This window comes from Stutzerimonas stutzeri (genome assembly GCF_024448955.1).
GTDB classification, from domain to species: Bacteria; Pseudomonadota; Gammaproteobacteria; order Pseudomonadales; family Pseudomonadaceae; genus Stutzerimonas; species Stutzerimonas stutzeri_AQ.
On sequence record NZ_JAMOIH010000011.1, the window covers coordinates 52,497 to 79,299 of the forward strand.

29 protein-coding genes and 2 pseudogenes are annotated in these 26,803 nt (G+C 62.3%); 17 read left to right on the forward strand and 14 right to left on the reverse strand.

The genetic code is table 11. The features are described 5' to 3' along the window. Positions 1 to 39 precede the first annotated feature (39 nt). The 3 genes and pseudogenes from NA645_RS13020 to NA645_RS13030 all read left to right on the forward strand — a co-directional run. Entirely contained in the window at positions 40 to 858 is an 819-nt protein-coding gene (locus NA645_RS13020) for an aminotransferase class IV family protein (RefSeq protein WP_256049191.1), read from the forward strand. 31 nt (positions 859 to 889) lie between these two features. Continuing rightward, entirely contained in the window at positions 890 to 1,732 is an 843-nt protein-coding gene (locus NA645_RS13025; RefSeq protein WP_256049192.1) for an isocitrate lyase/PEP mutase family protein, read from the forward strand. A 7-nt stretch (positions 1,733 to 1,739) separates the two neighbouring features. Next, positions 1,740 to 2,029, forward strand: a pseudogene (locus tag NA645_RS13030) (hypothetical protein); the annotation flags it as partial. 193 nt (positions 2,030 to 2,222) lie between these two features. On the opposite strand, the gene NA645_RS13035 reads toward NA645_RS13030, so the two are convergent. From NA645_RS13035 to NA645_RS13045, 3 genes are all read right to left on the reverse strand, one after another. Then, the gene (locus NA645_RS13035) at positions 2,223 to 2,918 is read right to left on the reverse strand and encodes an anaerobic ribonucleoside-triphosphate reductase activating protein (RefSeq protein ID WP_256049193.1); all 696 of its coding nucleotides are present in this window, start codon (positions 2,916 to 2,918) and stop codon (positions 2,223 to 2,225) included. After that, a complete protein-coding gene (gene nrdD / locus NA645_RS13040) occupies positions 2,915 to 3,079 on the reverse strand; it encodes an anaerobic ribonucleoside-triphosphate reductase (protein WP_256049194.1) in 165 nt (54 codons plus the stop codon). Before nrdD ends, NA645_RS13035 begins: the two co-directional genes overlap by 4 nt. A gap of 118 nt (positions 3,080 to 3,197) precedes the next feature. Further along, positions 3,198 to 5,210, reverse strand: coding sequence for a ribonucleoside triphosphate reductase (locus tag NA645_RS13045; RefSeq protein WP_256049296.1), 2,013 nt, complete (start codon positions 5,208 to 5,210; stop codon positions 3,198 to 3,200). Positions 5,211 to 5,445: 235 nt separating this feature from the next. On the opposite strand from NA645_RS13045, the gene NA645_RS13050 reads away from it, so the two are divergent. Together NA645_RS13050 and NA645_RS13055 are read left to right on the forward strand one after the other, a co-directional pair. Next, positions 5,446 to 6,123 carry a Crp/Fnr family transcriptional regulator gene (locus tag NA645_RS13050; protein WP_256049195.1) on the forward strand — a complete coding sequence of 226 codons (678 nt, stop codon included), beginning with the start codon at positions 5,446 to 5,448 and terminating at the stop codon, positions 6,121 to 6,123. A 95-nt stretch (positions 6,124 to 6,218) separates the two neighbouring features. Then, on the forward strand, positions 6,219 to 6,614 hold the full coding sequence (locus tag NA645_RS13055; RefSeq protein WP_256049196.1) for a putative zinc-binding protein: 396 nt from the start codon (positions 6,219 to 6,221) through the stop codon (positions 6,612 to 6,614). Between the two features lie 17 nt (positions 6,615 to 6,631). On the opposite strand, the gene ubiT is transcribed toward NA645_RS13055, so the two are convergent. The 5 genes from ubiT to norR form a co-directional block, all read right to left on the reverse strand. Continuing rightward, positions 6,632 to 7,126, reverse strand: coding sequence for a ubiquinone anaerobic biosynthesis accessory factor UbiT (ubiT, locus tag NA645_RS13060; protein WP_256049197.1), 495 nt, complete (start codon positions 7,124 to 7,126; stop codon positions 6,632 to 6,634). Further along, the gene (locus tag NA645_RS13065; RefSeq protein ID WP_256049198.1) at positions 7,120 to 8,010 is read right to left on the reverse strand and encodes a U32 family peptidase; all 891 of its coding nucleotides are present in this window, start codon (positions 8,008 to 8,010) and stop codon (positions 7,120 to 7,122) included. Before NA645_RS13065 ends, ubiT begins: the two co-directional genes overlap by 7 nt. A gap of 14 nt (positions 8,011 to 8,024) precedes the next feature. Then, positions 8,025 to 9,020, reverse strand: a complete 996-nt coding sequence (gene ubiU / locus NA645_RS13070; RefSeq protein WP_256049199.1) for a ubiquinone anaerobic biosynthesis protein UbiU — start codon at positions 9,018 to 9,020, stop codon at positions 8,025 to 8,027. Between the two features lie 557 nt (positions 9,021 to 9,577). After that, positions 9,578 to 9,787 (reverse strand): DNA sulfur modification protein DndB, encoded by a 210-nt coding sequence (locus tag NA645_RS13075; protein WP_256049200.1) that lies wholly within the window; start codon positions 9,785 to 9,787, stop codon positions 9,578 to 9,580. A 104-nt stretch (positions 9,788 to 9,891) separates the two neighbouring features. Continuing rightward, positions 9,892 to 11,421 (reverse strand): nitric oxide reductase transcriptional regulator NorR, encoded by a 1,530-nt coding sequence (gene norR / locus NA645_RS13080; protein WP_256049297.1) that lies wholly within the window; start codon positions 11,419 to 11,421, stop codon positions 9,892 to 9,894. Between the two features lie 158 nt (positions 11,422 to 11,579). Here norR and ytfE point away from each other — a divergent pair, with 158 nt between their 5' ends. The 4 genes from ytfE to NA645_RS13100 all read left to right on the forward strand — a co-directional run bounded on the left by ytfE (position 11,580) and on the right by NA645_RS13100 (position 13,947). Further along, the gene (ytfE, locus tag NA645_RS13085) at positions 11,580 to 12,251 is read left to right on the forward strand and encodes an iron-sulfur cluster repair protein YtfE (protein WP_256049201.1); all 672 of its coding nucleotides are present in this window, start codon (positions 11,580 to 11,582) and stop codon (positions 12,249 to 12,251) included. Between the two features lie 21 nt (positions 12,252 to 12,272). Beyond that, positions 12,273 to 12,788 carry a DnrO protein gene (locus NA645_RS13090; protein ID WP_256049202.1) on the forward strand — a complete coding sequence of 172 codons (516 nt, stop codon included), beginning with the start codon at positions 12,273 to 12,275 and terminating at the stop codon, positions 12,786 to 12,788. 163 nt (positions 12,789 to 12,951) lie between these two features. Continuing rightward, positions 12,952 to 13,635, forward strand: coding sequence for a Crp/Fnr family transcriptional regulator (locus NA645_RS13095; protein WP_256049203.1), 684 nt, complete (start codon positions 12,952 to 12,954; stop codon positions 13,633 to 13,635). Positions 13,636 to 13,755: 120 nt separating this feature from the next. Continuing rightward, positions 13,756 to 13,947 carry a DnrP protein gene (locus NA645_RS13100; protein ID WP_256049298.1) on the forward strand — a complete coding sequence of 64 codons (192 nt, stop codon included), beginning with the start codon at positions 13,756 to 13,758 and terminating at the stop codon, positions 13,945 to 13,947. 213 nt (positions 13,948 to 14,160) lie between these two features. Here the strand turns inward: NA645_RS13100 and NA645_RS13105 are convergent, their stop codons facing one another. From NA645_RS13105 to NA645_RS13130, 6 genes are all read right to left on the reverse strand, one after another. Beyond that, on the reverse strand, positions 14,161 to 16,005 hold the full coding sequence (locus NA645_RS13105; protein ID WP_256049205.1) for a nitric oxide reductase activation protein NorD: 1,845 nt from the start codon (positions 16,003 to 16,005) through the stop codon (positions 14,161 to 14,163). Between the two features lie 149 nt (positions 16,006 to 16,154). Continuing rightward, positions 16,155 to 17,582, reverse strand: a complete 1,428-nt coding sequence (locus tag NA645_RS13110; RefSeq protein ID WP_256049206.1) for a cbb3-type cytochrome c oxidase subunit I — start codon at positions 17,580 to 17,582, stop codon at positions 16,155 to 16,157. 3 nt (positions 17,583 to 17,585) lie between these two features. Then, on the reverse strand, positions 17,586 to 18,026 hold the full coding sequence (locus NA645_RS13115; protein WP_256049207.1) for a c-type cytochrome: 441 nt from the start codon (positions 18,024 to 18,026) through the stop codon (positions 17,586 to 17,588). Positions 18,027 to 18,826: 800 nt separating this feature from the next. After that, positions 18,827 to 19,075: a cytochrome C oxidase subunit IV family protein gene (locus NA645_RS13120; protein WP_256049208.1), complete on the reverse strand. Its 249-nt coding sequence runs from the start codon at positions 19,073 to 19,075 to the stop codon at positions 18,827 to 18,829. A gap of 10 nt (positions 19,076 to 19,085) precedes the next feature. After that, positions 19,086 to 19,673 carry a cytochrome c oxidase subunit 3 gene (locus NA645_RS13125; protein ID WP_256049209.1) on the reverse strand — a complete coding sequence of 196 codons (588 nt, stop codon included), beginning with the start codon at positions 19,671 to 19,673 and terminating at the stop codon, positions 19,086 to 19,088. Further along, positions 19,657 to 20,463 (reverse strand): CbbQ/NirQ/NorQ/GpvN family protein, encoded by an 807-nt coding sequence (locus tag NA645_RS13130; protein WP_272892060.1) that lies wholly within the window; start codon positions 20,461 to 20,463, stop codon positions 19,657 to 19,659. Before NA645_RS13130 ends, NA645_RS13125 begins: the two co-directional genes overlap by 17 nt. Before the next feature lie 482 nt (positions 20,464 to 20,945). Here NA645_RS13130 and NA645_RS13135 point away from each other — a divergent pair, with 482 nt between their 5' ends. The 8 genes and pseudogenes from NA645_RS13135 (at position 20,946) to NA645_RS13170 (ending at position 26,459) form a co-directional block, all read left to right on the forward strand. Next, entirely contained in the window at positions 20,946 to 22,655 is a 1,710-nt protein-coding gene (locus NA645_RS13135; RefSeq protein ID WP_256049210.1) for a nitrite reductase, read from the forward strand. 54 nt (positions 22,656 to 22,709) lie between these two features. Further along, a complete protein-coding gene (locus NA645_RS13140) occupies positions 22,710 to 23,024 on the forward strand; it encodes a c-type cytochrome (RefSeq protein WP_256049211.1) in 315 nt (104 codons plus the stop codon). 27 nt (positions 23,025 to 23,051) lie between these two features. Further along, complete coding sequence (locus NA645_RS13145) at positions 23,052 to 23,393, forward strand: c-type cytochrome (RefSeq protein WP_256049212.1); 342 nt, start codon at positions 23,052 to 23,054, stop codon at positions 23,391 to 23,393. Then, positions 23,390 to 24,565, forward strand: coding sequence for a cytochrome D1 domain-containing protein (locus NA645_RS13150; protein ID WP_256049213.1), 1,176 nt, complete (start codon positions 23,390 to 23,392; stop codon positions 24,563 to 24,565). The genes NA645_RS13145 and NA645_RS13150 overlap by 4 nt, the downstream gene beginning before the upstream one ends. A gap of 1 nt (position 24,566) precedes the next feature. After that, positions 24,567 to 25,025, forward strand: coding sequence for an Lrp/AsnC family transcriptional regulator (locus NA645_RS13155; RefSeq protein WP_256049214.1), 459 nt, complete (start codon positions 24,567 to 24,569; stop codon positions 25,023 to 25,025). Continuing rightward, the gene (locus NA645_RS13160; protein ID WP_256049215.1) at positions 25,022 to 25,537 is read left to right on the forward strand and encodes an AsnC family protein; all 516 of its coding nucleotides are present in this window, start codon (positions 25,022 to 25,024) and stop codon (positions 25,535 to 25,537) included. The genes NA645_RS13155 and NA645_RS13160 overlap by 4 nt, the downstream gene beginning before the upstream one ends. Next, positions 25,530 to 25,973 (forward strand): Lrp/AsnC family transcriptional regulator, encoded by a 444-nt coding sequence (locus NA645_RS13165; RefSeq protein ID WP_256049216.1) that lies wholly within the window; start codon positions 25,530 to 25,532, stop codon positions 25,971 to 25,973. The genes NA645_RS13160 and NA645_RS13165 overlap by 8 nt, the downstream gene beginning before the upstream one ends. Continuing rightward, a pseudogene (locus NA645_RS13170) lies at positions 25,948 to 26,459 on the forward strand (nitrite reductase). Before NA645_RS13165 ends, NA645_RS13170 begins: the two are co-directional and overlap by 26 nt. Positions 26,460 to 26,803: the final 344 nt, after the last annotated feature.

Sequence of the window (26,803 nt, forward strand, 5' to 3'; positions counted from 1 at the left end):
AGACTGCGTGCTCCGAATCAAAACCGCAGGAGCAACGCGATGTCTGTCCAAGCCGCTATTTACCCGACACTGATCAACAGTGCGCCAGCAACTGCTGATGACATGATGCCTCTGGCTTTCTCGGGGTTTGCGCATTTTACCGCGATGCAGGTCCGAAACCGGAAGATCAAGGGGCTGGACCTTCATATGACCCGCCTGAAGCAAGCTACGCTCAGGTTGTTTGGCATGGAGCTGCCCGATGAGCACGTGCTTCGGAGTATCCGCCTTGCGATTGCAAATGGCCCGGCGGACCAGTCGCTCACCGTCACGATTTACTCTCCAGAAGGGGAGTTCACCGCCAAGAGCATGGAGGCGGAGCCCGCCATTCTTGTGCGCACAGGCCTGCCGTTCAACGGCCCGTCAGGCCCGGTGCGCCTTGGCATCGTGGAGCATGAAAGGTTTCTCCCATCTATCAAACACGTCGGCGAGGGAGCGAAGACCTATTACTTGCACCGGGCTGTCGAGCAGGGCTTCGATGACGCCGCGTTTACCGATCGGCACGGCAGGTTAAGTGAGGCGACGATTTGGAATCTTGTCTTTTGGGATGGCCGGTCCGTCGTTTGGCCCAAAGCGCAAATATTGACAGGGACCATGATGGGAATAATTCAGCGCCAGTTAGCCCGCCTTGATGTTCCGCAGCGTCACGAAGAAATCAGCCCCGCCGATGTGGCGAATTTTTCCGGGGCTGCAATCATGAACTCTTGGACGCCCGGGGTAGCGGTTACGGCTATTGGATCCAGCACCCTCGAAGAATCGAAGCCGCTCATGGATTTGCTTCACAACGCTTACCAGGCTGAATCGGCATTCGGTGTTCCCTGACCCAGCCCGCACGGCAACGAAAGGTGTTCATATGATCATTCCCAGTGCCTCCGAAAAGCGCGAATCGTTTTGGAAGCTGCATGAGTCCGGGTGCTTCGTACTGCCCAATCCCTGGGATGCCGGCAGCGCGCAGTTGCTTACAGGCATGGGATTCAAGGCATTGGCGACGACGAGTTCTGGCCATGCCTGGTCCTGCGCGAAACCGGACGGATATATGAAGCGCGATGCCGTTCTGGAACACATACGGAGTATGGTGCAGGCCACTCATCTGCCAATCAATGCGGACTTCGAGTGCGGGTTCGGCGAAGCACCCAGCGACGTTTTCGAAAGCACACAGCTCGTAGTGGCAACCGGTGTGGCCGGTTTCTCGATCGAGGACTCGACGGGCGATACGCGGGCGCCCGTTCGGGATGTTCAAGAGGCGGTGGAGCGCGTCCGCGCGGCACGCAAAGCAATCGATGCAAGCGGCACCAACACGCTTTTGGTCGCTCGTGCGGAAAACTTCTTCGTCGGGCGCCTCGATCTTCCGGACACGATCAAACGTCTGCAAGCCTATGCCGAAGCAGGTGCCGACTGCCTGTATGCGCCAGGGATCAGAACCCGCGATGAGATCGCGACTGTCGTCTCGGCCGTGGCGCCAAAGCCCGTCAACATACTGATTGGTTGGAATAGTGAACTAACGGTGAGCGAGCTATCGGACCTGGGCGTCAGACGAATCAGCGTTGGCGGAGCTTTGGCACGCGCGGCATGGAATGGCTTTCATAACGCAGCTCAGGCTCTGGCAAATGGCCGGTTCGATGCTTTTCCAGACTCACCAACGGCCGCGGCACTCAATCAGGTTTTCCTTGGCGCTGCTCCGACGGATACACGCTGACATCCGATTGCTCATCGTCGGCGATCAGCCGCAGCAGGGTCGTTGGGACAGTACGCTGCTGTTCAGCATGATCGGGCTGGCGATGGGCGCTTCCAGTGGACGGTCAGCCCCTGGTTCATTTCGTTCAAGCAGACCGCCGCCGAATGGCTGGTCGATCGCAACATCTTCTGGCCGCTCGAACATGTGGTCAGCCGTCACGGCGCCAACGGCCTGCGCCGACTGACCGTCTTTGCCTGTGTGGGCCTGGGCACTGCTGTCGGCTATGGTTGGTACCTGCAGTTCTGGGGCTGGAGCTGAGAGACGAGCCGGCCTGTAGCCATTATTTGGTGGGCTGAAACGGAACGCCGCCCGGCCCACCCTACACTGCGGAAGCCCGCCTGCTGTAGGGTGGGCTTCAGCCCACCGATGCCTTGCGCTCCGCCAATAAGCTTGTACGAGGTGGCGGTGCGCGAAGCGCACCCTACGCGTCATACACCGATAAGGCGCTCGCTCAACCGCGCAATACGAATGAGGGGAACAGCTTTCCCATGCGCTCCCACAGACGCAGCTGATCATGGGGTGCGCGGCTGTCCGGCAGACTCCCGTCGAGCATCCGTGCGGTGCGCACGCATTGCACGGCGAAACGATCGACGCCCAGCGCCCTCAAGCGTTGGGCCATGTCCAGCAGGCGCTCGGCATCGAACAGGTGCCAATGCACCGTGGTACGGCATTCATGGGCGACCTCACTTTCCAACAGGTGCTCAAGACTTTTCCAGTTGGCTGCACCACTGCCTTCGACACCCGTGATCAACGGGCCGTGTTCGGGCAGCGCCTTGATATCGAATCCCACCCAATCCACCAGCGGCAAAACCTGACGGAACAGCTTCGGCTTGATACCGGCACTGTGCAGGCCGACCTTGAATCCCAGCGCGCGGACCTGATCGATGGCATCCGGCAGCGCCAATTGCAGGGTAGGCTCGCCGCCGCTGAAGACCACCGCTTCGAGCAATCCGACACGTTGTTCGAGAAACCCCAGCACATCATCCCAGCGGTGTTCATCGGCGCCGCAGGTCGGGATCAGCTGCGGGTTGTGGCAATAACGGCAGCGCCAGCCGCAGCCCTGGCAGAACAGCACGCAGGCCAGGTGATCGGGAAAATCCAGAGTGGTCAGGGGGACCATCCCTCCGACCCGCAGGCTTGCCGTCACTCCGCGGCTACCCGGGCGGCCGCCTCGGTGAAGTGCTGACGCTCATGGTGCTCGGACTGCTTGCCCGGATTGAATGCGGCAACCGGACGGTGATAACCCATGACGCGGGTCCAGACTTCGCAGCGCTGGCGTTGGGCTTCGGGCAGTTGGGTGGCTTTCATGTATCTCTCCTTTTTCTAACGGATGGGTGAACGTTGTTGTAGGAGCGAGGGGGACGCCCAGTCCCCTGCTCGCGAACCGCAGATGCGTTGATCGCGAGCAAGCTCGCTCCTACAGGAATCAGGCCGGGCAGCCGCAGCTGGTCTGTTTGGCCAGCTGCGCCTCATCGCATTTCGGGCAGAACTCATGCTCGCCGCTCAGGTAGCCGTGCACCGGACAGATCGAGAACGTCGGAGTGATCGTGAGATAAGGCAGACGGAAACGCCCGAGCGCCTTGCGCACCAGGTTCTTGCAGGCCTGGGCCGACGAAATCTGTTCGGCCATGTACAGGTGCAACACGGTGCCGCCGGTGTACTTGGTTTGCAGCTCGTCCTGCAGTTGCAGCGCCTCGAACGGATCGTCGGTAAAGCCCACCGGCAGCTGCGAGGAATTGGTGTAGTACGGTGCCTCGGCCGTACCCGCCTGCAGGATGTCCGGGAAGCGCTTGCGGTCTTCCTTGGCGAAGCGGTAGGTTGTGCCTTCGGCCGGCGTCGCCTCCAGGTTATAGAGGTGGCCGGTTTCTTCCTGGAAGCGCACCAGCACCGCCCGCACATGGTCCAGCAGCTCGATGGCCAAGGTGCGGCCGGCTAGCGTGTGCAGACCTTCAGCGTCCTCGGTGAAATTGCGCACCATCTCGTGCAGGCCGTTCACGCCGATGGTGGAGAAATGGTTACGCAGGGTGCCGAGGTAACGCTTGGTGTAGGGATAGAGTCCGGCATCCATGTGATGCTGGATGACCTTGCGCTTGACCTCGAGACTTTCCTTGGCCATCTCCAGCAGCGCATCGAGGTGCTCGTACAACCCGCGGCGGTCACCCTGATGCAGGTAGCCCAGGCGCGCGCAGCTGATGGTCACCACCCCCAGCGAGCCGGTCTGCTCGGCGGACCCGAATAGCCCGCCGCCACGCTTGAGCAGCTCGCGCACGTCCAGCTGCAAGCGACAGCACATGGAACGCACCTGGTTGGGCTGCATGTCCGAATTAAGGAAGTTCTGGAAATACGGCAGGCCGTAGCGTGCCGTCATCTCGAACAGGCGATCGGCGTTTTCGCTGTTCCAGGGGAAATCGTGGGTGATGTTGTAGGTCGGGATCGGGAAGGTGAACACCCGGCCCAGGCCATCGCCAGCCTGCATCACTTCTATATAGGCGCGGTTGATCAGCTCCATCTCAGCCTGCAAATCACCATAGGCGAACGGCATTTCCTCGCCGCCGATGTAAGGGATCTGCTCGCGCAGGTCTTCGGGGCACACCCAGTCGAAGGTCAGATTGGTGAAAGGCGTCTGCGTACCCCAGCGCGAAGGTACGTTGAGGTTGTAGATGAACTCCTGAATGGCCTGGCGGATTTCGCCATAGCTCAGGTTGTCCTTGCGCACGAAAGGCGCCAGATAGGTATCGAAGGAGCTGAACGCCTGGGCGCCGGCCCACTCGTTCTGCAGCGTGCCGAGGAAATTGACCATCTGCCCCAGCGCGCTGGACAGGTGCTTCGGCGGGCCGGCCTCGACCCGCCCGGGAATGCCGTTGAAGCCCTCGTTGAGCAACGAGCGCAGCGACCAGCCGGCGCAGTAGCCGGCGAGCATGTCGAGGTCATGGATATGCAGGTCGCCCTCGCGATGCGCGGTGCCGATCTCGGCGCTGTAGACCTCGTCCAGCCAGTAGTTGGCAGTGACCTTGCCGGACACGTTGAGAATCAGCCCGCCCAGCGAATAGCCCTGGTTGGCGTTGGCCCGCACCCGCCAGTCCTCGCGAGAGAGGTATTCGTTCATTGAAGACGCGACATCGACGATGGCCTTGCGGTCGCGCCGCAGACGCCCATGCCGCTCGCGATAGACGATATAAGCGCGCACCGTTGCGTAATGCCCCGCTTCCATCAGCACATGCTCGACGGCATCCTGCGCCTGTTCCACTTCGACCACGCGTTGCGACAACCGCGTCAGCACCTGCGCAGCCAGCGTCTGGGCAACGGCCGAATCGAACTCACCGGTTGCGAGGCCCGCCGCCATGATGGCTGCGCCGATCTTGTCCAGTTCGAACGCCACCAGCCGCCCGTCACGCTTGCGTAGCGAGACTGGATGATTCCTTCCCTCGGGCCTGAACATCATGCCTTCATCACCATATGTAGTTAACCGCAAACAAATAAACACAACATGATGTGAAATCTAAAGAATCCTCGATCGAAACGAATTGACCATCGTCAATTCGTGACAAGTGTTTTTCAAAGCGCCGCTGAGTCACCTACAGCTGGCGATCTTGTCCGCGATCAAGGAAGGGGCATGACCCAGGCTCATAGGATGCAACCTCAAACAATCCCGGACTCGTACCGGCGGAGGAACCATGCTCAGCGAAACATCACTTGTTGCGGAGCTTCGCCGCCACCACTTGTTCAGCCGTTTACCGGAGGCGGCTTTGCAGGAGGTTTGTGCATCGGCCAATCTCAAACGGCTGTCGGCCGGCGCCTCTCTGTTTCACCAGGGCGACAAGGCCGAGCGCTTCTATTTCCTGTTCAGCGGCCAGGTGAAGCTGCATCGCGTGGTCTGCGACGGCCAGGAAAAGCTGGTGGAAGTGATCCGCGGCGGTGAATCCTTCGCCGAAGCGCTGCTGTTCACCGGCACCCCGAACTATCCGGTCAGTGCCACGGCGCTCAAGGCCAGTCTCGTCGCCAGCCTGCACGGCCAGCATTACCGCCGGATGCTCGAAGAGCACCCGAGCATCTGCCTCGACATCCTCGCTACCCTGAGCATCCGCCTGCACCAGCGCATGAACGAGATCGACACCCTGACGCTGGCCAACGCCAGCCACCGCGTGGTGCGTTTTCTCTACCAATCGCAGGAAGACGACAGCGGCGTGGTCACCCTCGACGTGCCCAAGCGCCTGATCGCGTCCAAGCTGGGCATCCAGCCGGAGACCTTTTCGCGCATCCTGCACCGGCTGATCGAGTCGGGAATGATCAGCGTGCAACGTCGGCGCATCGAGATCCTCGACAGTCGGGGCCTGGCCGCCTATCAGGAGTGACCTGCGGCCAATCGCCTCAGGTCTTGATGATCGTCAAATGCGCTGGCCGCCCCAGCCGCGATACTGCCAATCGCCTTACCGAAATGGAGAACGCTATGTCGACGCCGCTACTTCCGCTGGTCTACTCCTGCTCGGGTTGCTCCAACGTGGCGCAGCTGGCCAATACCCTCGCGGTGCGCCTCGATCGCGCCGGGCTGGCGGAGATGTCGTGCATTGCCGGTGTCGGTGGACGGGTCAGTTCACTGGTCAACAAGGCCAACTCGGGCCGACCGATTCTGGCTATCGACGGCTGCCCGCTGCATTGCGCACGCGCCTGTCTGGCGCAGCACGACGTGATCGCCAACGTCCATATCACGCTCAGCAGCTACGGCCTGCGCAAGCGCTATCGCGAAGACTGCTCCGAGGCCGAAGCGGACGCGCTGTTCGAAGACATGTGCAGCATCATCGCCAGCGACCGCATGAAACCGCGCCCCCGGCTGTATTCGGTCTAGCAGAACTCGTTCGGCCTTTACAAAAGCTGCGGCCGAATGAATTCAGCCATACGAGCTTGAGCGCCGGCGCCTTGCAGGACTTTCCACAGCCAGGGCGGCAGCATGTCCGGGTCCAGGCTGTCGATCAGATTCTTGATCGCTAGCCCCAGCTCGGTGTCGCCCTCGATCACCAGCCGACGACGGAAGAACAGCGTGTCCGGATCTTCCTGACGGCTAGCCAGCAGCAAAAACTCCCGCCAGTTACCGCGAATAGTCACCTGCACCGGCGCCTGTTCGGCAATGCGCAGCTTCTGCCGGTCGCAGCTCAGGCACCAGGCGAGCTTGAGGTCGACGACCTCCAGGCGCATCCAGCGACCCTCCAGTGCCTGGAAGGCGTCATCAGCCAGCGGCTCGGCGAAGACCTGATTGAGGCTGCGTTCCAACGCGATGCGCTGCAGCAAAAACGGCGTCCGTGCGGCCAGTGGCAGCAGGCGCTCGCCCAGTTTCAACAGGTGCGCGCGCGGCTTCAGCATAGTCCGGCCTCCTCTGCGCGCAGCATGCCCGGCTGACCATGCCAGTAGCCGTTGCAACCATCCAAGGCCAGCGGTGGAAGGCCGCCCTTGCGCACCGTATCGAAGGCCGCAATCACCTCGGTCATACCCGAAGCGCGCGGGCTCAGACGCAACAGGTCAGCGCCGCTTTCCACCAATGCCGGGTAGTCCGCCAGCAGATTGCTGACCGATGCCGACATGGTCTGGATGCCATTAATGGTGAACAGCGCCTCGCCTTCCTGGCTCAGCAACGGAATACCTTCGGGGTAGTTCTGGCAGCAGAACTGGCAGTCATCCTTCGGCCGGTTTTCCGCGCGGGCGGTGAAGCAGCGCGCCGAGTAAGCCAGCGGCAGGTGGCCGTAGGCGAAGATTTCGATTTCTGGAACTGGCACATCGAGCCGCGACAGCTGCGCGCGCGCATCCCGGATCATCGCCCCGGAGATTTCCACCGGCGGCACCCAGCGCTGCATGCCGCTCCTGACCAGTTCGGCCAGGGCATGGCCGTTATAGAGATTCAATGCCGGACCGCCGACGAAAGGCAGGCCCTTTTCGGACAGGTAATGCACCGCGCCCAGGTCGTTGGCCTCCACCAGCAGCTCGCCGTTGTCGCAGAGCCGGCGCAAGCTGGACAGCTCGGACGCCGCCTCGACCAGCGTGAGACCGGACAGCACCAGTTGCGCCGTCGACTGCTGGGCCAGTTCGCGCGCCAACCCAATCCAGTCGTCCAGCCCCATGTCGCGACGCTTGGAGCAGACGGTCTCGCCCAGATAGATGACATCCAGCGGCGCGCTGGCCATGTCGGCATAAAATTCCAGCGTGCGCTGGCGATCCCAGTAAAACAGCACGGGGCCGAGGCTGAGTTTCATGGTTGGCTCCTCGTTCATTGCCAGGCCCGGTGGTAGGCGCCGAGCGTCGTTTGCGAGCCCTCGGAAAGCCCATCGAGCACCTCGCGCCACCCAGATTGGACGGCATAACGCTGGGGGGCCTGCAGGTAGGAGTCCAGCGCCGCGCGCCAGACCCGGGTGACCTGCTCGACATAAGCCGGGCTGCGCTGGCGGCCTTCGATCTTCATCGCAGTGACGCCGATGCTGGCGAGTTCGGGAATCAGGTCGAGGGTGTTCAGGCTGGTGGGCTCTTCCAAGGCATGGAAACGCTCGCCATTGACCATGAAGCGGCCCTTGCACAGCGTCGGATAACCGGCCGATTCGCCTTCGGCGTAGCGATCGATCAGCACATTGTTCAGCCGCGAGGTCAAGCCTTCGGGCTCCTCGCTCCAGCGCACCGCCTTGGCTGGCGAGCAGACCCCGCACAGGTTCGGCGACTCGCCGGTGAGGTAGGAGGACAGATGGCAGCGCCCTTCGGCCATGATGCACAGGCTGCCGAAAGCGAAGACCTCGATCGGTACCGGACTGCTGGCGGCGACCTGCTTGACCTGTTTGAGCGACAAAACCCGCGGCAGCACGGCGCGCTTGATGTTGTAGCGCTGTTGGTAAAAGGTCAGCGCCGCGGCGTTGGTCGCTGAGCCCTGAACAGAAAGATGCAAATTGAGCTGCGGATGACGCTTAGCGGCATAGCCCAGCACGCCGGGGTCGGCGGCGATCAGCGCGTCGACGCCCAGGTCCGCAGCCTGGTCCACCGCACGCTGCCAGCGCGGCCAGCCTTCCGGCTGGGCATAGGTATTGACGGCGACATAGAGCTCGCGGCGCTTCTCGCGAATCAGCTGCAAACCCTTGTCGAGCTGCTTCTCATCCAGATTGAGACCGGCGAAATGGCGGGCATTGGTGTCGTCTCGAAAACCGACATAGATGGCATCGGCGCCCTGCTGGACGGCGGCCTTCAGCGCGGGCAGGCTTCCTGCCGGGCAGACCAGGTGCATGGCAACTCCTAGACATTCGAATACATGCGCGCCGTGCCAGTGGCTATGGCGCCCGCCCAGGGAGGACGGAAAGCCGGCAGTCTAGGTAGCCGACCGGAGGTCGGCATTGATGAAGGTCAAGGTGGCCGCGGCGCGGCAGTACGGATGATTCATCGGCATGTGCTTTGTAGGGCGGAATTCATTCCGCCTTGGCACCGCTGGTGGGCGGAAGCCCACCCTACAAGGCAGTGGCTCGAAGTCTGCGCTGTTCCTGACCCGTAGGGTGGGCCGGGCGGCGCTCCGTTTCAGCCCACCAAACAGGTGTGTCGACCGGCTGTCTAGTACACGTGCATACGGCTTGCGCGTGGCATACCAAATCGCAGGGCGGATGAAACCGCTAGATTCAAGGGACTTTAATTCTGCTCGGCGGATTGCACCCGCCTACGGCTGACCGGTAGGAGCGAGCTTGCTCGCGAACGGAACTCAAGGGCTTCGCGAGCATGCCCGTTCCTACATCCGGGCGACGCGGGTGTGACAGGGCGCGCACATGCAAGTGCACAGTTCAGCCTCGTGCTTCGCTAGATCCCCTCGTCGCCCTCGAACTCTTCGGTGGCGCGCGCCACCATTTGCCGCCAGGCGCCGGACTCATCGGCCAGCAACTGCATGGCCTTGAGGCTGGCTTCGAAGGCGGCGCGGTAGTGCTGAGGGTCGTTTTCGCTGGCCGCGCGATCAGCATGCACCCGTACTTCCGACAGCAACGCTTCGAACGCTTCTTGATCCAGAGCCATGTCGTGTCCTCGTCTCGTTGAGTGATGGGTGGTAGACCCTTGTGATGGCTCACCCATTCACACCAAGCGACACACGGCTTTCAAATGTCTTCAGTCCCCTGCGCTTACTTCAGTTTCAGCCGCCTTGCCAGCTTGTGCAGGTTGCTGGAATCCACTTCGAGCAGCCGTGCTGCCTTCGCCCAGTTCTCACCACTGGCTTCCAGCGCGCGAACGATGGCTTGGCGCTGGGCGTTATCGACCGCTTCGCGAAGCGAGACGATCTCGGCTTCGGTTGGCAGCGGCTGCGGATCGGCGACCGGCGTGAGCGAGGCGGACTGCGTGCTGTCCAGGTCCAACAGGTCGGGCTCCAGCGTGAGAATCTCGCTGCGCGACGCACCCCGGCTAAGCAGCCGCAGCGCCGCGCGGCTGATCACGTGCTCCAGTTCGCGCACGTTGCCCGGCCAGGCATAGCCCAGCAGGGCTCGTTCCGCGGCGGGAGACAGACGCATGCTGCGCAACCCCAGCCGGGCACGATTCAGCTCGAGGAAGTAACCGGCCAGGATCAGCACATCGTTGCCGCGCTCACGCAGCGGCGGGATCGGCGCCGGATAGACTGACAGGCGATGATAGAGATCGGCGCGAAAGTGCCCATCGCGCACGCTTTCACGCAGGTTGCGGTTGGTTGCGGCAATGATCCGCACGTCGACCTGACGCGGCTTGTCAGCGCCGAGTCGCTGAATCTCACCGTTCTGCAGGGTGCGCAACAGCTTGGCCTGAACGACCAGCGGCAGCTCGCCCACTTCGTCGAGCAACAGGGTGCCGCCGTTGGCTGCGTCGAAACGGCCAGGCCGATCGGTAGTCGCGCCGGAGAACGCGCCTTTGACATGACCGAACAGCTCGCTTTCAGCCAACGATTCGGGCAATGCAGCGCAATTGACCAGCACCAGCGGCTTGTTCCGGCGCCGCGAATGGCGATGCAGCCAGCGGGCGAACAGCTCCTTGCCGACGCCGGTCTCGCCCAGCAGCAGCACCGGCAGCTCGGAGTCGGCCACCACTTCCAGCTCGCGCAGCAATTCGGCAATCACTTGGCTCTGCCCCAGAATTTCGCCGTCGCCCGGCACTTGGGTGGTTTCCAGCACATCGCTGCGGGACAGGCGCAGGCCGCGATTTTCATGCTCCAGCCGGGTGATGCGGATCGCCGCCTCGATCACCAGCGTATAGCGCTGCAGGTCGCGTCGCGCCTCGTCATCGAAGGTGCCGGCGTGCAGCGCATCGAGGGTCAGCGCGCCCCACAGCTTGCCCTCCACGAACAGGCTGACGCCCATGCAATCGTGCACTGGCAAGGGTTCGCCGACATGCTCGTCGAGCAGGCCATCGTAGGGATCGGGCAAACGGCTGTCGGGCTCGAACCAGGCGGGTTCGCGTTGCGAAAGGATGGCGGCGAGCCGCGGATGCTGGGCCACGACGAAGCGCCGGCCCAGAGCTTCCTGCACCAGCCCCACCGCCGCCAGCGGGCGCAGCGTGTCCTCGTCCAGGCGCAGCAGCACCACCGCGCCACAGCGAAAACGCTCATGCAGCGTGTGCACCAGCCGTTGCAGTCGAACGGCGTTCGGCAATTCAGTGACAAGGTCGGCCAGTAGCGCTTCTTCCATCATGGTTTCAAATACCCTCAAGGTTTTTTCAACCCTAAACTGCTTGGGTAACTTTCACCAGCAGGGATTTTTTCCGATTAATAATCAATGGGTTGCGTATGGCACAAGGCTTGCGCTAGCTGAATCAACCTAGTCGGCCAACCCAAACCACGGAATTTCCCATGACCACCGCGCTTACCGAGCAAACCCTGGGCAGCCTGGCCTGCCTCATTCCTGGCGCCACACGCGTGTTTCGCCAGTACAAGCTGGATTTCTGCTGCGGTGGCAACACCCCGCTACGCGATGCAGCCCAGCAGCGCAGCCTCGATGCAGAGGCCATCGCAGACGAACTCGCCGCGCTGCAGAGCACTCCGACGGACGAACCGGATTGGCGGAGCGAGCCGGCCGACACTCTCATCGATCATCTTCTCGAACGCTTTCATGAACGCCATCGCGAACAGTTCCCCGAATTGATCCGCCTGGCCAGCCGCGTTGAGCAGGTGCATGGCAACAAGGCGGACTGCCCGACCGGTCTCGCCGAACACCTGTGGACCATGCAACAGGAACTCGAAAGCCACATGCTCAAGGAGGAGCAGATCCTCTTCCCGATGCTGCGCCGCAATATTCAGCTGCCGCAGACTCAGGGTCCGATCGCTGTGATGCGCTACGAACACGATCAGCACGGTGCCGCCCTGGAGCGCCTGGCCGAGCTAACCCACGACATCACCCCGCCGGCGAACGCCTGCACCACCTGGCGCGCGCTTTATCGCGGGCTGGAGGAACTGCGTGGCGACCTGATGCAGCACATCCATCTGGAGAACAACATCCTGTTCGTCAACGCAGCGGCGCACTGATTCAGCGGCATCGGAGGCGATATGAAAGCAGTTATCCAACCTTTGGCATGGGGCCTAGCGATGGCGTCGATGCTGGCACTGGCCAGCGGCGTGGCACTCGATATGGTCGTCGACACCGCTCAGGCGGCCGCTCCCCACCATCACGCCCATGACGGTCACGCTGCGGCGGCACCTGCCACTGGCGATCAGCAATGGCCGACCGACGCCGCCTTGCGCAAAGGCATGACGCAACTGCGTGACGCGGCGGAGGGCGTATTGCCGGACGGCTCGGCACGACCGATCGATGCACAGGCGGCGAAGCAGCTGCAGACCGCTGTCGAAGACAACGTCTCGTTTCTGATCGCCAACTGCGAGCTGTCCGAGCAAGCCGATGCCGCGCTGCATGGCCTGCTGGCCGATTTGCTCAAGGGCGCCAAGGCGCTGGCCGAAACTGCTGAGAAGGAACAGGGCGCGCAGCTCGTTCTGGCTACGCTGCAACGCTACCCCGACGTGTTCGCCGCGCCGCATTGGAGCGAATCGGCAACAGCCGATCATTGAAACGATCCACGATGCAGCGCCGGCGCCGTACGACCTGAACACTGGCCTGCATCAATACTCGAGCCATGCGGCTGCGCTAGGCTCAGTACCGAATCAGCGCCGCGTTACCGCCTCAAGCAGGCAGGTTGCGGATGGCCAATTATTAGAAAACAGGATGCCTTGCATGGTGCTTCATCGCGTACACAACCAGATCCTTCGTAGCCACCATCTATTCGAACCGCTGAACGATCAGCAAATGGACGAACTGATGGGCGCCAGCCAGCTGCTCAATCTCGACAAGGGCGATAACCTCTTTCATCAGGGCGAACCGGCTCACTCGTTCTACTTCGTGATTTCCGGCGCGATCAAGATCTACCGCCTGACCCCGGACGGCCAGGAAAAGGTTTTCGAGGTGATAGGCAATCGCCAGACCTTTGCCGAAGCGATGATGCTTATGGATACGCCCAACTACGTCGCCTCGGCCCAGGCCGTTTGTCCGAGCCAGGTCTATCGGTTCTCCAACACGGCCTACATGCGCCTGCTGGAAGCGAACCAAAAGCTGTCCTTCGCCCTGCTCGGCAAGCTGAGCGTGCGGCTGCACCAGCGCATCAACGAGATCGAAACGCTGTCGCTGAAGAACGCCACCCACCGCGTGGTGCGCTACCTGATGACCCAGCTGGCGCGATTGAAGGGCGACGGCAACAGCTTCGAGCTGCCGATGGCCAAGCAACTGATCGCCGGCCACCTGTCGATCCAGCCGGAGACCTTTTCGCGGATCATCCGCCGCCTGATCGACGAAGGGATCATCACCCAGGACGGCCGGCAGATCACCATTCTCGACCCCCAGCGCCTCGAACAATTCGAGTGATCGGAGCTGCGCCCCGTGCCCGTCCGGCTGGGCCAGCGGTTTATCCGGCGGTTGATTGCGGTCAACCTCAATCGACCGCCACGCGTGGCAAGCTGGACCCGACGTAACGAGGACGCCGCCATGCCCCTGTGCCTGTACTGCCAGCAACCCAACCCACCGAAAGAAGCCGAGTGCAGCCACTGCGGCATGCCCCTCCCCGCGCACGCCGATACCGCCGGCGAGCGCCGCCAACGCAAGTTCTTCTGGTTCTGTATTGGGCTCACCGTCTTCTGCGCGGCAATGATCGTCTGGCTGCCGCGAAATCTTTTCTAGCGGGGAAGCGGGAATGGTGGGCTGAAGCGGAACACCGCCCGTTGAATAGGCTGGTGGGCTGAAGCCCACCCTACGAGACTACGGGATTACTCTGCACGATCCGGTAGGGTGGGCTTCAGCCCACCAAGCCCACCAAGCCCGGCAACACCGGGCCGAAGCGGAACACCGCGGCTCTCAAAGCCGCCATCCAGCTTTTAATTCCAACTTGCCCCTTCACCCCTTCGTCAACTGCTTGTACAGCTGCGGCAGGCGGAACGGCAGTTGTTGCGGTTCCTTGATCAGGGTGTAGCCGTTGGCGCCGAACATGTACGGCAAGTAATCGCCAGCTTCCTGGTCGATGGTGATGCAGAACGGCACCAGGCCCTGGCGCCGGGCTTCGAGTACCGCTTGGCGCGTATCTTCGACGCCATAGCGACCCTCATACAAATCCAGGTCGTTGGGCTTGCCGTCGGTAACCAGCAACAGCAGCTTGCGCCGTTGCTTGCAATTGCCGAGCAGCTCGGTGGCCTGGCGAATCGCCGCGCCCATGCGCGTGTAATAGCCGGGCTTGAGCGCCTGGATACGCCCGCGGGTGTCGTCGCCGTAGCGTTGTTTGAAGCTCTTGAGTTCTTGCATGCGCACCTGCTGCCTGCGCAGCGAGGAGAAGCCGTACAGCGCGAACTCATCGCCGACCGCCGAGAGCGCCTCGCCGAACAGCAGCAGGCTGTCGGTGATGACGTCGATCACCTTGTGCTCGTCATCCAGGTGCGCATCGGTAGACATCGACAGATCCGCCAGCAGCAGACAGGCCAGGTCACGACGGTTCTGCCGCTGCTCCATGAACAACCCGCGCTCAGCGCACTGGCCATGCTGACGCTCGACGTGGAAATCCAGCCACGCCTGCATGTCCAGCTCGGAGCCTTGCGGCTGGCCGCGCAGCCATTGACGGTCATTGCGCAGATTCTCGAATTGCCGGCGCAGCTTGCGCGCCAGCGGGCTCAGCCGCAGCGGCAGGCCCCTGGGCTCCGAGCCGCGCGGCAGCATCATCTGCAGGCTGACGAAATCATCCTGCAGGCGCTGCTTGCGATAGTCCCACTCAGGCAACTTGATGCCATCGCCGAGCGGAATATCGTCCACATCCGACGGCGGCAGATCGAGGTGCAGCTTGAGGCCACCACCCTTGCGCATGCGCTGGCGCGACATGGCGATTTCATCGAGATCCTCGGCGACGCGCGAGGCGTCCTCGTTTTCGCTGTCATCGCCCTGGCGATCCAGTTCGACGTGCTCGGACCAGCTGAACAGATTCTCCAGGCGGAACAGCATCAGGCCGCCCTTGCCGGTGGTTTCTTCGACCCGCTTGGCGCGTTTGCGCATGCCTTTCTGCTCGGTAGGCGGTGCCTGAAGAGTGTTGTCCTGGTCTTCCTCGCCCAGCTCGGTGGCTTGCGGCACGCCGAGGTTTTCGGCCGGGTACAGCCACATCGGCAGCGGCCAGGGTGCCACTTCGCTACGTGGAAACTGCTCGACACTGCCTGGCTCGCGCAATGCTTGGCAGAGCGCGCGTTCCAGTGCGGCCTCAGCGCGCGGCAGCGTGGCCGGGTCGGGCCGCAATTGCAGGTGCGCTTCGACCAATCGCTCATAGCGCGGCCGCATGGCGGGGAAGCGCTGGAGAATGGTCCGGGTCCAGCGCTGATTGTCGCGCGCCCAGTGGCGCATCTCGCCCGCCTGCGCCGCGAGCAGCGCCAGCCAGCGATACAGATCCTGATTGAGAGAAACTTCCGGATAGACCGCAAGACGCTGCGGCAAGCGCAGGTTGCTCGCGTCGCACCAGGCGACCGGCAGTTGCTTGCAGGTGCCGGCGACCTGTTGCAGCAGGTTGCGCCGCAGCATCATGTCGCGCGCATTGGCGGCCTCGACACCGATGCCGCTGGCGCCGCCCATGGCCCGGAACAGGACCGACAGGGGCCGCTGCATGCTCTCCAGCTCGACGCACGCCTCGGGAAAATCGGGACTGGCGCGGCGGGTGATGAAACGGTGCCAGACGCTACCGACCCACTCTTCCACTTCGATGGTAAAGGCCATTGCGATCACTCCATAGGGTCTGTCGATGTTCGTCGCTAGCCGCGCAACCCTTCGGTCCGGGAGCGATACGTCAACGGCCCCTAACGCAGTTTGAAAACGACGACGGCCCGCTGGAGTCAGCCGGGCCGTCGTTTCACTTCACATCAGACTCAGGCTGCAGCAACGGCTGCTGGCACGTCCGCGGTGACCCGGCCACGCTGCCTGAAGCTGTACAGGTAGCAGACCAGCCCGACCAGGAAGAACACCCCGGCGATCAACCGCAGCCAGAAGAAGATGGCCAGTTGGTCGGCGGTATTCATGAAGGACATCGCCGCGCCGTCCGCCGGGATGCGTTGCAGCCAGACCTGCACCACGCCAGCGGCGGTGAGGAACAGGGTGATGGCAACCATCGACAGCGTCATCAGCCAGAAGCCCCACACTTCGATGCGCTGAGCCCGTGCATCCGGTGCTTCACCCAGACCACGCAGACGCGGCATGGCGTAGCTGATCATGGTCATGACGATCATCGCGTAGGCGCCGTAGAAAGCCAGGTGGCCATGGGCGGCAGTCAGCTGCGAACCGTGGGTGTAGTAGTTCACCGGAGCCAGGGTATGCAGGAAGCCCCACACGCCGGCACCGAGGAACGCCGTTACAGTCGTACCGATAGCCCAGAGCGATGCGGCCTTGTTCGGGTGTTGCCGACGGCGACGGTTCACCATGTTCAGCGAGAACAGCACCATGGCGAAGAAGGGCAGCGGCTCAAGAGCGGAGAAGATCGAACCCAACCACAACCAGACCTCGGGCGCACCGATCCAGAAGAAATGGTGGCCGGTACCGATGATGCCGGTGATCAGGGCCATGGCGATGATCACGTAGAGCCACTTCTCGATCACTTCACGGTCGACACCGGTGATCTTGATCAGGACGAAGGCCAGCATCGAACCCATGATCAGTTCCCACACACCTTCCACCCACAGGTGCACCACGAACCACCAGTAGTACTTGTCGCGCGCCAGGTTTTCCGGGTTGTAGAAGGCGAACAGGAAGAACACCGCCAGGCCGATCAGACCGGTCATCATCACCGTGCTGATCACGGTCTTGCGACCTTTGAGCATGGTCATGCCGACGTTGTAGAGAAAGCCCAGGGCAACCAGCACGATGCCGATCTTGGTGATCGTCGGCTGCTCCAGGAACTCCCGGCCCATGGTCGGCAGCAGGTGGTTGCCGGTCATCTCCGCCAGCCCGGCGTAAGGAACGAACAGGTAGCCGAGGATAGTCAGCACGCCGGCTGCGGCGAACACCCAGAACAGGATGATGGCCAGTTTCGGGCTGTGCAGTTCACGGTCTGCTTCCTCGGGAATGAGGTAGTAGGCCGCGCCCATGAAGCCGAACAGCAACCAGACGATCAGCAGGTTGGTGTGAACCATCCGCGCCACGTTGAATGGCAGCAGTGGGAACAGGAAGTCACCGACGACGTACTGCAGGCCCATGATCAGGCCGAACAGGATCTGCCCGACGAACAGGATCAGCGCGAACACGAAGTAGGGTTTGGCGACCGCTTGCGATTGGAATTTGAGATGCGGATTCATGATGCTCATCTCTTAGCCCTCCTTGTTTGGCGGCCAGTTGTTGGTATCGATCTTCGAAGTCCATTTGAGGAACTCCGCCAGATCGTCGACTTCCTGCTCGCTCAGGTTGAATTGCGGCATCGCGCGGCGTCCCGGGGCGCCCAGCGGCTGCGCCTTCATCCAGGCGGCCAGGAAGGGCTTGAACGCCGCATCTTCGCCACGACGAACAAAGACATTGCCCAGCTCCGGCGCGAAGTAAGCACCTTCGCCCAGCAGGCTGTGGCAGCCGATGCAGTTGTTGTTTTCCCAGACCTCTTTTCCGCGCACTACCGCCTCGGTCAATTCCGATGCATTCGTTCGTTCTGGGAAGGTTTGTTCTGTGTGATAGGTCAGGCCTAGGAATACCAGGAAGAAGAACACGCTTCCCCCGAAGTAAATATTCCTGGCCATCCCCTTGGTAAAGGTCTCGGACATGGTCGCCTCCTCATGGCGTTGGCGTGGCCAGTTTAAGAAGGCAGCTATCTAAACCTGCTTGATGGTAATCAAGAAAAAAGACCAAACGTTTTAGTCGGGTTTAGATGAGGCGTATAGGGGCAGCGTTGAGAGCACGGCAGGGGCTGGATCGAAGGTTGAAATAGCACTTTGGCGTTTGTTTGGGGGACGGTGCAGGGCAACAAGGGCAGCCCCTCACCCTAACCCTCTCCCCAAAAAACACCGCGCTCTAATCGGGACAAACTGCCGGGGAGAGGGGACTGCTCCGGTGTGGGCAACCAAGAGCTTTTCGTCTCCAGTCTTGTAGGTGGGCTTTACCGATACCCATGCAAAACGGGCAGACGAAGGTTGAGCCGGAGTAAAAAGACGCAGCAGTACAGGCTATTGCCGGTATCGGTGGGCTGAAGCCCACCCTACCTCGCTGAAACCGTTTGGAAGGAAAGAGAATGCTCCGGTGCGGGAATACCGCAGTATTGATCGTTCCCATGCTCCCGCGTGGCAAACCGCAGGGCTGTAGGGTGGGCTTCAGCCCACCAGAGTGCGGCCCACGCGCCGCGAGAACGCATCCGTCACGGCACTGGTACGCGGGAATACTGAAAACGGACACAGAGCGCCCAGCGCAACGCGCCTATGCGGAGCATGGGGACGATCAAGAGTGCCGATATCGGTGGGCTGAAGCGGAACGCCTCCCGGCCCACCCTACTCGCTTCAGCCAGAAACCGGACAGCAGGTCGGCTTCAGCCCACCAGAGCGCGAGCTTCCAATGCCCGGCCTGGCACAACTCAAACCAGCGTCAGGATCACCCCAGCCGCCATCACCAGCGGCCAGCCCAGCATCAGCAAGCGCCACATGACGGGAGCGTGGCACATTTCCATGAAGCGCTCGGTAATCACCCAGCCCTTCAATAGCGCGACGGCCAGCACTGCGCCAGCGAGTAGCAAGGTCGAGCCGGCATTGCCGAGCACCACCGTAGCCGTGGACAGTGCGGCCAGCGCTAGCCAGCAAACAATCAGCACATTCGAAGCAGACATCACGACCTCGTCAGTTGATCACGTAGACCAGCGGGAACAGCACCACCCAGACCACATCCACCATGTGCCAATAGAGCACGCCTGACTCCAGCCCGGCGAGATCATCAGCTCTGTAGGTCTGACGACGGCAGCGCTCGGCCATCCAGCCGAGGATGACCATTCCCAGCAATACGTGCAGGAAATGAAAGCCGGTGAGAATCCAGTAAAGCGTGAAGAAGGTGCTGTGTTCGAGTCCCAGACCCAGCCCGGAAAGATGGCTGTATTCATTTAGCTTGAGCACCACGTAGACGCAGGACGTCGCTAACGCGGCCAGCAGCAACGCCGCCCCGCGACGCGGCCGATCCATGCGCACCTGCTCCACCGCCAGCGCGGCAAGCAGACCGGAGGTCAGCAGGCTCAACGTCAGCGCCAGCCCGATGGAGCTGTCCAGCGCCGCGCGGCTTTCGCGAAACGTCTCGGCGTTTAGTAATTGAGTGACGGCGAACGCCAGAATCAGAATGGCGAAGACCGTCAGCTCGGCGAGGATGAAGAACCACATCGCCAGATCGCCCGGCAGCCGGCGGCTCGTCAGGGCGGGGTGTTCATGCGAAGTGGACATCGACCACATCCATCAAAGCGGCTACGGTTTGCGGATCATCCGACAGCGGCTCGGCGAGGCACGCCATGCAGGCCTCGCGCGGGCTCATGCCGGAACGGATCATGCGTGCGGTGAAGATCAGCAGGCGGGTCGAGGCGACTTCCTCCAGATCATGCTGTTCGAGGCGACGCAACGCCTGCCCGAGCTTGACCACCTGCGCGGCCAGTGCGGCATCCACCCGCGCCTCGTTGGCGACGATGCGCTGTTCCTCGGCGGCCGATGGGTAATCGAAACGCATGGCGACGAAGCGCTGCCGGGTGCTGGGCTTCATGCCCTTGAGCAGGTTCTGGTAACCGGGGTTGTAGCTGACCACCAGCATGAAGCCCGGCGGCGCCTTGAGCGCTTCGCCGGTGCGTTCGATGAACAGTTCGCGGCGATCGTCAGCCAGCGGGTGCAGCACCACGGCGGTGTCCTGCCGCGCTTCGACCACCTCATCGAGATAGCAGATGCCACCCTCGCGCACCGCGCGGGTCAGCGGGCCGTCCTGCCACCAGGTGCCCTGAGCGCCGATGAGATGGCGGCCGACCAGATCGGCGGCGGATAAATCGTCGTGACAGGCCACGGTGTACAGCGGCAGATTCAGACGATGCGCCATGTACTGTACGAAACGGGTCTTACCGCAGCCGGTCGGGCCCTTGATCAGCACCGGCATACCGTGTCGCCAGGCCTGCTCGAAGAGCGCCTCTTCGTTACCCAGCGATTGATAGAACGGCGCATCGGGCACACCGACAAGATTCTCGGGCGCGTTCATTGGCAATACCTCACTGCGGCAGTTGGTTATTCATCTGCTCACCAAACTACCCGCCACACCCTACCCCCTCAAGCCATCCGCCGGCGAAGCTTGATTACGGTCAAGCCCTGACGGAAATAGGCTGAGGCTGGATGCTGGAAAGCCGGACGAAGGCGCCCCCCCCTCGGTGCATGCGCGAGAAGCCGAGCAGCACTGGACCGCCTTTAGCTTTAACGTCCGGCTGCTTTCCCCACAGCCGTTGACTGTTTTGACTTGCCGGCTGCAGCCGCTTTTCCGTCCAGCCCCAACGCTTCTGTCGTCTTATCAGCCTTGACCCGCGACACGACGTCACGCCTGCCCAATCCCAGGCTCACTCTTGATTGCCATCAAGCGCATTCGCAACGGCTCTCTCTAGGATGCAAACCGCGCACAGCAAGCCCCGGGAACTGCCACATCGCCGTCATTAGCAGGAACCGCAAGATGCGGTCAGAAGGAGAAAGAGTATGAGCAAACCAGTATTGGCAGGCTTCATCGCCGGCTTTTCACTGCTCGGTCTGGCAGTCGCCCAGGCGGCAACCAATCCCGAAAGCGCCGATGCGGCGTACAAAGGGCGTGCTTCCAGCATCGATCCTGCGAGCGCCCAGGTGGTGCATTCCCCCGGCGCGCCGGACCTGAGCGCAGCCGAGTTCGACAAGGCCAAGGAGATCTACTTCCAGCGCTGCGCCGGCTGCCACGGTGTGCTGCGCAAAGGCGCTACCGGCAAGCCGCTGACGCCGGACATCACCCAGGAACGCGGCCAGGCGTTTCTCGAAGCGCTGATCACCTACGGCTCGCCCGCTGGCATGCCGAACTGGGGCACTTCCGGCGGCCTGACCGCCGATGAAATCACCCTGATGACCAAATACATCCAGCACACGCCACCGACGCCGCCCGAGTGGGGCATGGCCGAAATGAAGGACTCCTGGAAGGTACTGGTCAAGCCCGAGGACCGTCCGACCAAGCAGATGAACAAGCTCGATCTGCCCAACCTGTTCTCCGTCACCCTGCGTGACGATGGCAAGATCGCGCTGATCGATGGCGACACCAAGAAAATCGTCAAGACCATCGACACCGGCTACGCCGTGCATATCTCGCGCATGTCCGCTTCGGGCCGCTACCTGCTGGTGATCGGACGCGACGCCAAGATCGACATGATCGATCTCTGGGGCAAGGAGCCGGTGAAGGTTGCCGAAATCAAGGTGGGCATCGAAGCCCGCTCGGTGGAAACCTCCAAGTTCAAGGGCTACGAGGACAAGTACGTGATCGCCGGCGACTACTGGCCGCCACAGTTCACCATCATGGACGGCGAGACCCTGGAGCCGCTGCAGATCGTCTCCACTCGCGGCATGACCGTCGGCACTCAGGAATACCATCCGGAACCACGCGTCGCAGCGATCATCGCCTCTCACGAACATCCCGAGTTCATCGTCAACGTCAAGGAAACCGGCAAAGTCATGCTGGTCAACTACGAAGACATCGACAACCTGACCACCACAATCATCGGCACCGCGCCCTTCCTGCACGATGGCGGCTGGGACGTGAGCCACCGTTACTTCATGACGGCGGCGAACAATTCCAACAAGGTAGCGGTGATCGACTCCAAGGACCGCAAGATGGCGGCGCTGGTGGACGTCGGCAAGATCCCGCATCCGGGCCGCGGCGCCAACTTTATGCACCCCGAGTTCGGACCGGTATGGGCCACCAGCCACCTGGGTGACGAAACCATCTCGTTGATCGGCACCGACCCGGACAAGCATCCGGACAGCGCCTGGAAAGTCGTGCAGACGCTCAAAGGCCAGGGCGGCGGATCGCTGTTCATCAAGACGCACCCGAAATCCGACCACCTGTATCTGGACACCACGTTCCACCCTGACGCCAAGGTCAGCCAGTCGGCCGCCGTGTTCGATATCAACAACCTCGAAGCCGGCTACAAAGTACTGCCGATCGGCGACTGGTCAGGGATCAAAGACGGCGCCAAGCGGGTCGTACAACCGGAGTACAACCAGGCGGGTAACGAGGTCTGGTTCTCTGTGTGGAGCGGTCAGGACGAGGATTCGGCTATCGTGGTGGTCGATGACAAGACCCTGAAGCTGAAAAAGGTGATCAGGGACAAAAGATTGATTACCCCAACGGGTAAATTTAACGTTCATAACACTCAGCACGACATCTACTGAGTGCCAAACCGGGAGGAACGCAAGATTCCTCCCTTTAGCCTTGAGGAAGTACTGATGAAGAAAATACTGGTTCCGTTGCTCGCCCTGGGCGGCGCAATGATGCTGCAACCGGCTGTGGCCCAGGACGGCGAAGCGCTATTCAAGAGCAAGCCCTGCGCAGCCTGCCATAGCATCGATGCCAAGCTGGTTGGCCCGGCATTCAAGGAAGTCGCCGCCAAATACGCGGGCCAGGACGGCGCCGCCGACCTGCTCGCCGGCCACATCAAGAACGGCAGCCAAGGCGTCTGGGGCCCGATCCCGATGCCGCCAAACGCTGTAACCGAAGAAGAAGCCAAGATCCTCGCTGAATGGGTTCTTAGCCAGAAGTAATGTCGAAGTAACGTCCAGGAGGACGTCATGATCCGGTCCCGCCATGCAGTATCGCGTTTGGGGCTCGCCCTGGCGTCTCTCCTCCTGATTTCCGCTGACCTGGCCGCGGCACCTGATGCCGAACGCCAAGCCCAGCTCGAACACCTGCTCGTGCAGGACTGCGGTTCCTGCCACGGCCTGCGCATGACCGGCGGCCTCGGCCCCGCTATCACCCGTGATGCACTGGCCGGCAAACCCCGTGAAAATCTGATTGCCACCGTGACCCATGGTCGCCCCGGCACCGCCATGCCCGGCTGGAACGCCCTGCTCGCCGAGCAGGACATCGTCTGGCTGGTCGATCTGCTTCTCGAAGGATATCCAAAGCCATGATCCGTCCCTTCCTGCTGCTGGCCGCGGCCAGCCTGCTGTTCGGCTGCGCGCAACAACCGCTGCGCGGCACTGGCGACCTGGGTGTGGTGGTGGAACGCGCCACCGGCAGCCTGCAGCTAATCGAGAGCAGCGGCATGAGCGGCCTGGCGCGGATCGAGGGCCTGGGCGACCTGTCCCACGCCTCGGTGGTATTTTCCCGCGACCAGCGCTTCGCCTATGTCTTCGGCCGCGACGGCGGCCTGACCAAGGTCGACCTGCTGCGCCAACGCATCGACAAGCGCGTGCTCCAGGGCGGCAACAGCATCGGCGGCGCCATCAGCCAGGACGGCAGCCTGATCGCGGTAGGCAACTACGAGCCGGGCGGCGTCAAAGTCTTCGACGCCGACACCCTGGAGCTGGTGGCCGACATTCCCGCTACCCCGCTGCCCGACGGCAGCCGCAACTCCCGCGTGGTGGGCGTTACCGACGTGCCGGGTAAGCGCTTCATCTACAGCCTGTTCGATACCGGCGAAACCTGGCTGCTGGACTTCAGCCAGAGCCACACGCCGCAGATCACCCGCTTCGAGAACATCGGCAACCAGCCCTACGATGCACTGCTGACCCCCGAAGGTCGCTACTACGTCGCCGGCCTGTTCGGCGAGGATGGCATGGCCAAGATCGACCTCTGGCACCCCGAGCGCGGCGTCGAACGCATCCTCGACGGCTACGGCCGCGGCCAGCAAAAACTGCCGGTTTACAAGATGCCGCATCTCGAAGGCTGGACCGTAGCCGGCAACCAGACCTTCGTCCCGGCGGTTGGCCAGCACCGCGTGCTGGTGATGGACAGCGAGAACTGGCAGCAGACCGACGCCATCGACGTTGCCGGCCAGCCGATCTTCGTCATGGCACGCCCCGATGCGCGGCAGATTTGGGTCAACTTCGCCCATCCGGACAATGGCAAGGTGCAGGTCATCGACAGCGAAACCCACGAGATCATCGCCACCCTGGAGCCTGGCCCTGCCGTGTTGCACATGGAGTTCACCGCGCGCGGCGACCAGCTCTGGCTGTCGGTGCGCGACGGCGGCGAGATTCAAGTCTGGGACCCCTATACGCTGAAACTGCTCAAGCGCCTGCCGGCGGAAAGCCCGAGCGGCATCTTCTTCAGCAGCCGCGCCCACGAGACGGGGTTGTGACATGCAACTCGACAGCCTCAGCCGCCGCCTGATTGACCGCTTCCAGCACGGCATGCCGCTGTGCGCCGAGCCCTACCGCGCCATGGCCGAGGCGCTGGAGTGCAGCGAAGAAGAGATCCTCGCCAGCCTCCAGCAACTCGAGCAAAGCGGCGGGCTTTCGCGTATCGGTCCCGTCTTCGAGCACAGCCGCGCCGGTGCCAGCACGCTGGTGGCGCTGGCCGTGCCGGCCAATCGCCTCGAAGCCGTGGCGGCGCGCATCAACAGCTACCCCGAGGTCAACCACAACTACCTGCGCGAGCATGACTATAACCTCTGGTTCGTGATCACCGGCCCTGACCGCACGCACCTGGACGCCCTGCTGGCACAGATCGAGGCGGAAACCGGCCTCACGCCGCTGGACCTGCCGATGGAATGCGCCTACCGCATCGACCTCGGCTTTCCCATTGGAGATGCGCCATGACCGGCACCCTCAACGACCTGCAAGCCATGCACCTACGGCGCCTGCTCGAAGCCGGCCTGCCGCTTGCCGCCCGTCCTTACCAGGCGCTGGCCGAGCGCATCGGCGCCAGCGAACAGGCGGTGCTCGAACAGGTCCGGCACTGGAGCGAGGACGGGCTGTTCCGCCGTGTCGGCCTGGTGCTCAAGCATCGCGCGCTGGGTTTTCGCGCCAATGCCATGCTGGTACTGAACATTCCCGACGAGCAGGTCGACGAGATCGGCCAGCGCCTCGGCCAGGCCGCCGGCATCAACCTCTGCTACCAGCGTCCACGCCGCCTGCCGGATTGGCCCTACAACCTGTTCTGCATGGTCCACGGCCGTGAGCGCGAACAGGTCTGCCAACTGATCGAAAACCTGCTGGCCGAGCACGGATTGAGTGAAGTGCCGCACCAGTTGCTGTTCAGCACCCGCGCCTTCAAGCAGTGCGGTGCCCGCTATGCTCCATCCGCTGCTCGGGAACTGGCCCATGGATGACCTCAACCGCCGCCTGATCAACCGCCTTCAATATGGCCTGCCGTTGGTAAAGCAGCCCTGGCAGGCGCTGGCCGATGAACTGAAAAGCGATCCGCAGATCCTGCGCGACCGTGTCCGGGCGCTGCTGGACGACGGCACCCTGACCCGTTTCGGCCCCATGTTCGACATCGACCGTCTGGGCGGCGCCTTCACTCTGGCTGCGCTGTCCGTGCCCGAAGAGCGTTTCGATGCAGTTGCCGCACAGCTCTACGCCCTGCCCGAAGTCGCCCACAACTATCGCCGCGAACACGAGTGGAACATGTGGTTCGTACTGGGCTGCGCGACACCCGAAGGCATCGCCGAAACCATCGCCCACATCGAGTCACAGACCGGCCTCCCGGTACTCAACCTGCCCAAGGAGGAGACCTACCATGTCGGCCTGCATTTCTCGGTTTGATGGTCAGTTTGATGGCCGGTTTGATCCCGGCCTGATGCGCCGCCTGGTGGAACTCACCCAGTCCGGCCTGCCGCTGGTGGACAACCCCTGGGCCTGGATCGGCGAACGTCTGGACCTCGACGAAGACACCGTGCTGGCCCTGCTGCGCCAGCTACAGGACGACGGCGCCATCCGCCGCATCGCCGCCGTGCCCAACCACTACCGGCTTGGCTACAAGCACAACGGCATGACCGTGTGGGACGTGGACGACGCCCACCTCCCCGCCTCGGTCCACTGCTCGGCTCACAACCCTTCGTCAGCCACTGCTACCGCCGCCCCCGCCGCGACGGCTGGCGCTACAACCTGTTCGCTATGGTGCATGGCCGCAATGCTGAGGAAATCGAAGATTACCGGGCGCAGATCCGACAGCTGCTTGGTGATGCCTGCCGAGCGGATGAGATGCTGGTGAGCAGCAGGATACTGAAGAAAACGGGGTTGCGGGTTTAGCGCTTGCAAACGCTGAAGCCGCCCGTCAGAACTCTCGCTGTAGACTAGACAATGATGATGGCGAAATAGTAGCTTCAGTCGAGACGTCAAACAGGGATCGTTGCGTGCGCCATCTTCATTTCCTTTGCCTTAAGCCCTCCCGCGCCCTCCATACCGGTACGAATTGTTTTCGTAGGCGGGTGTTGGGTTGTGCCTGAAAAAGTTAAGTCAAGCGAATACGGGCGATTGTGCGAGGCAGGACGTAGGTCGTTAAAAGACCAATATTTTTTAGAGCCCCAAAAATCGGGCGAGCGGAGTTATACGGAAATTCCATGATTATGCATTAGCGCGGAATTCCATCTAAT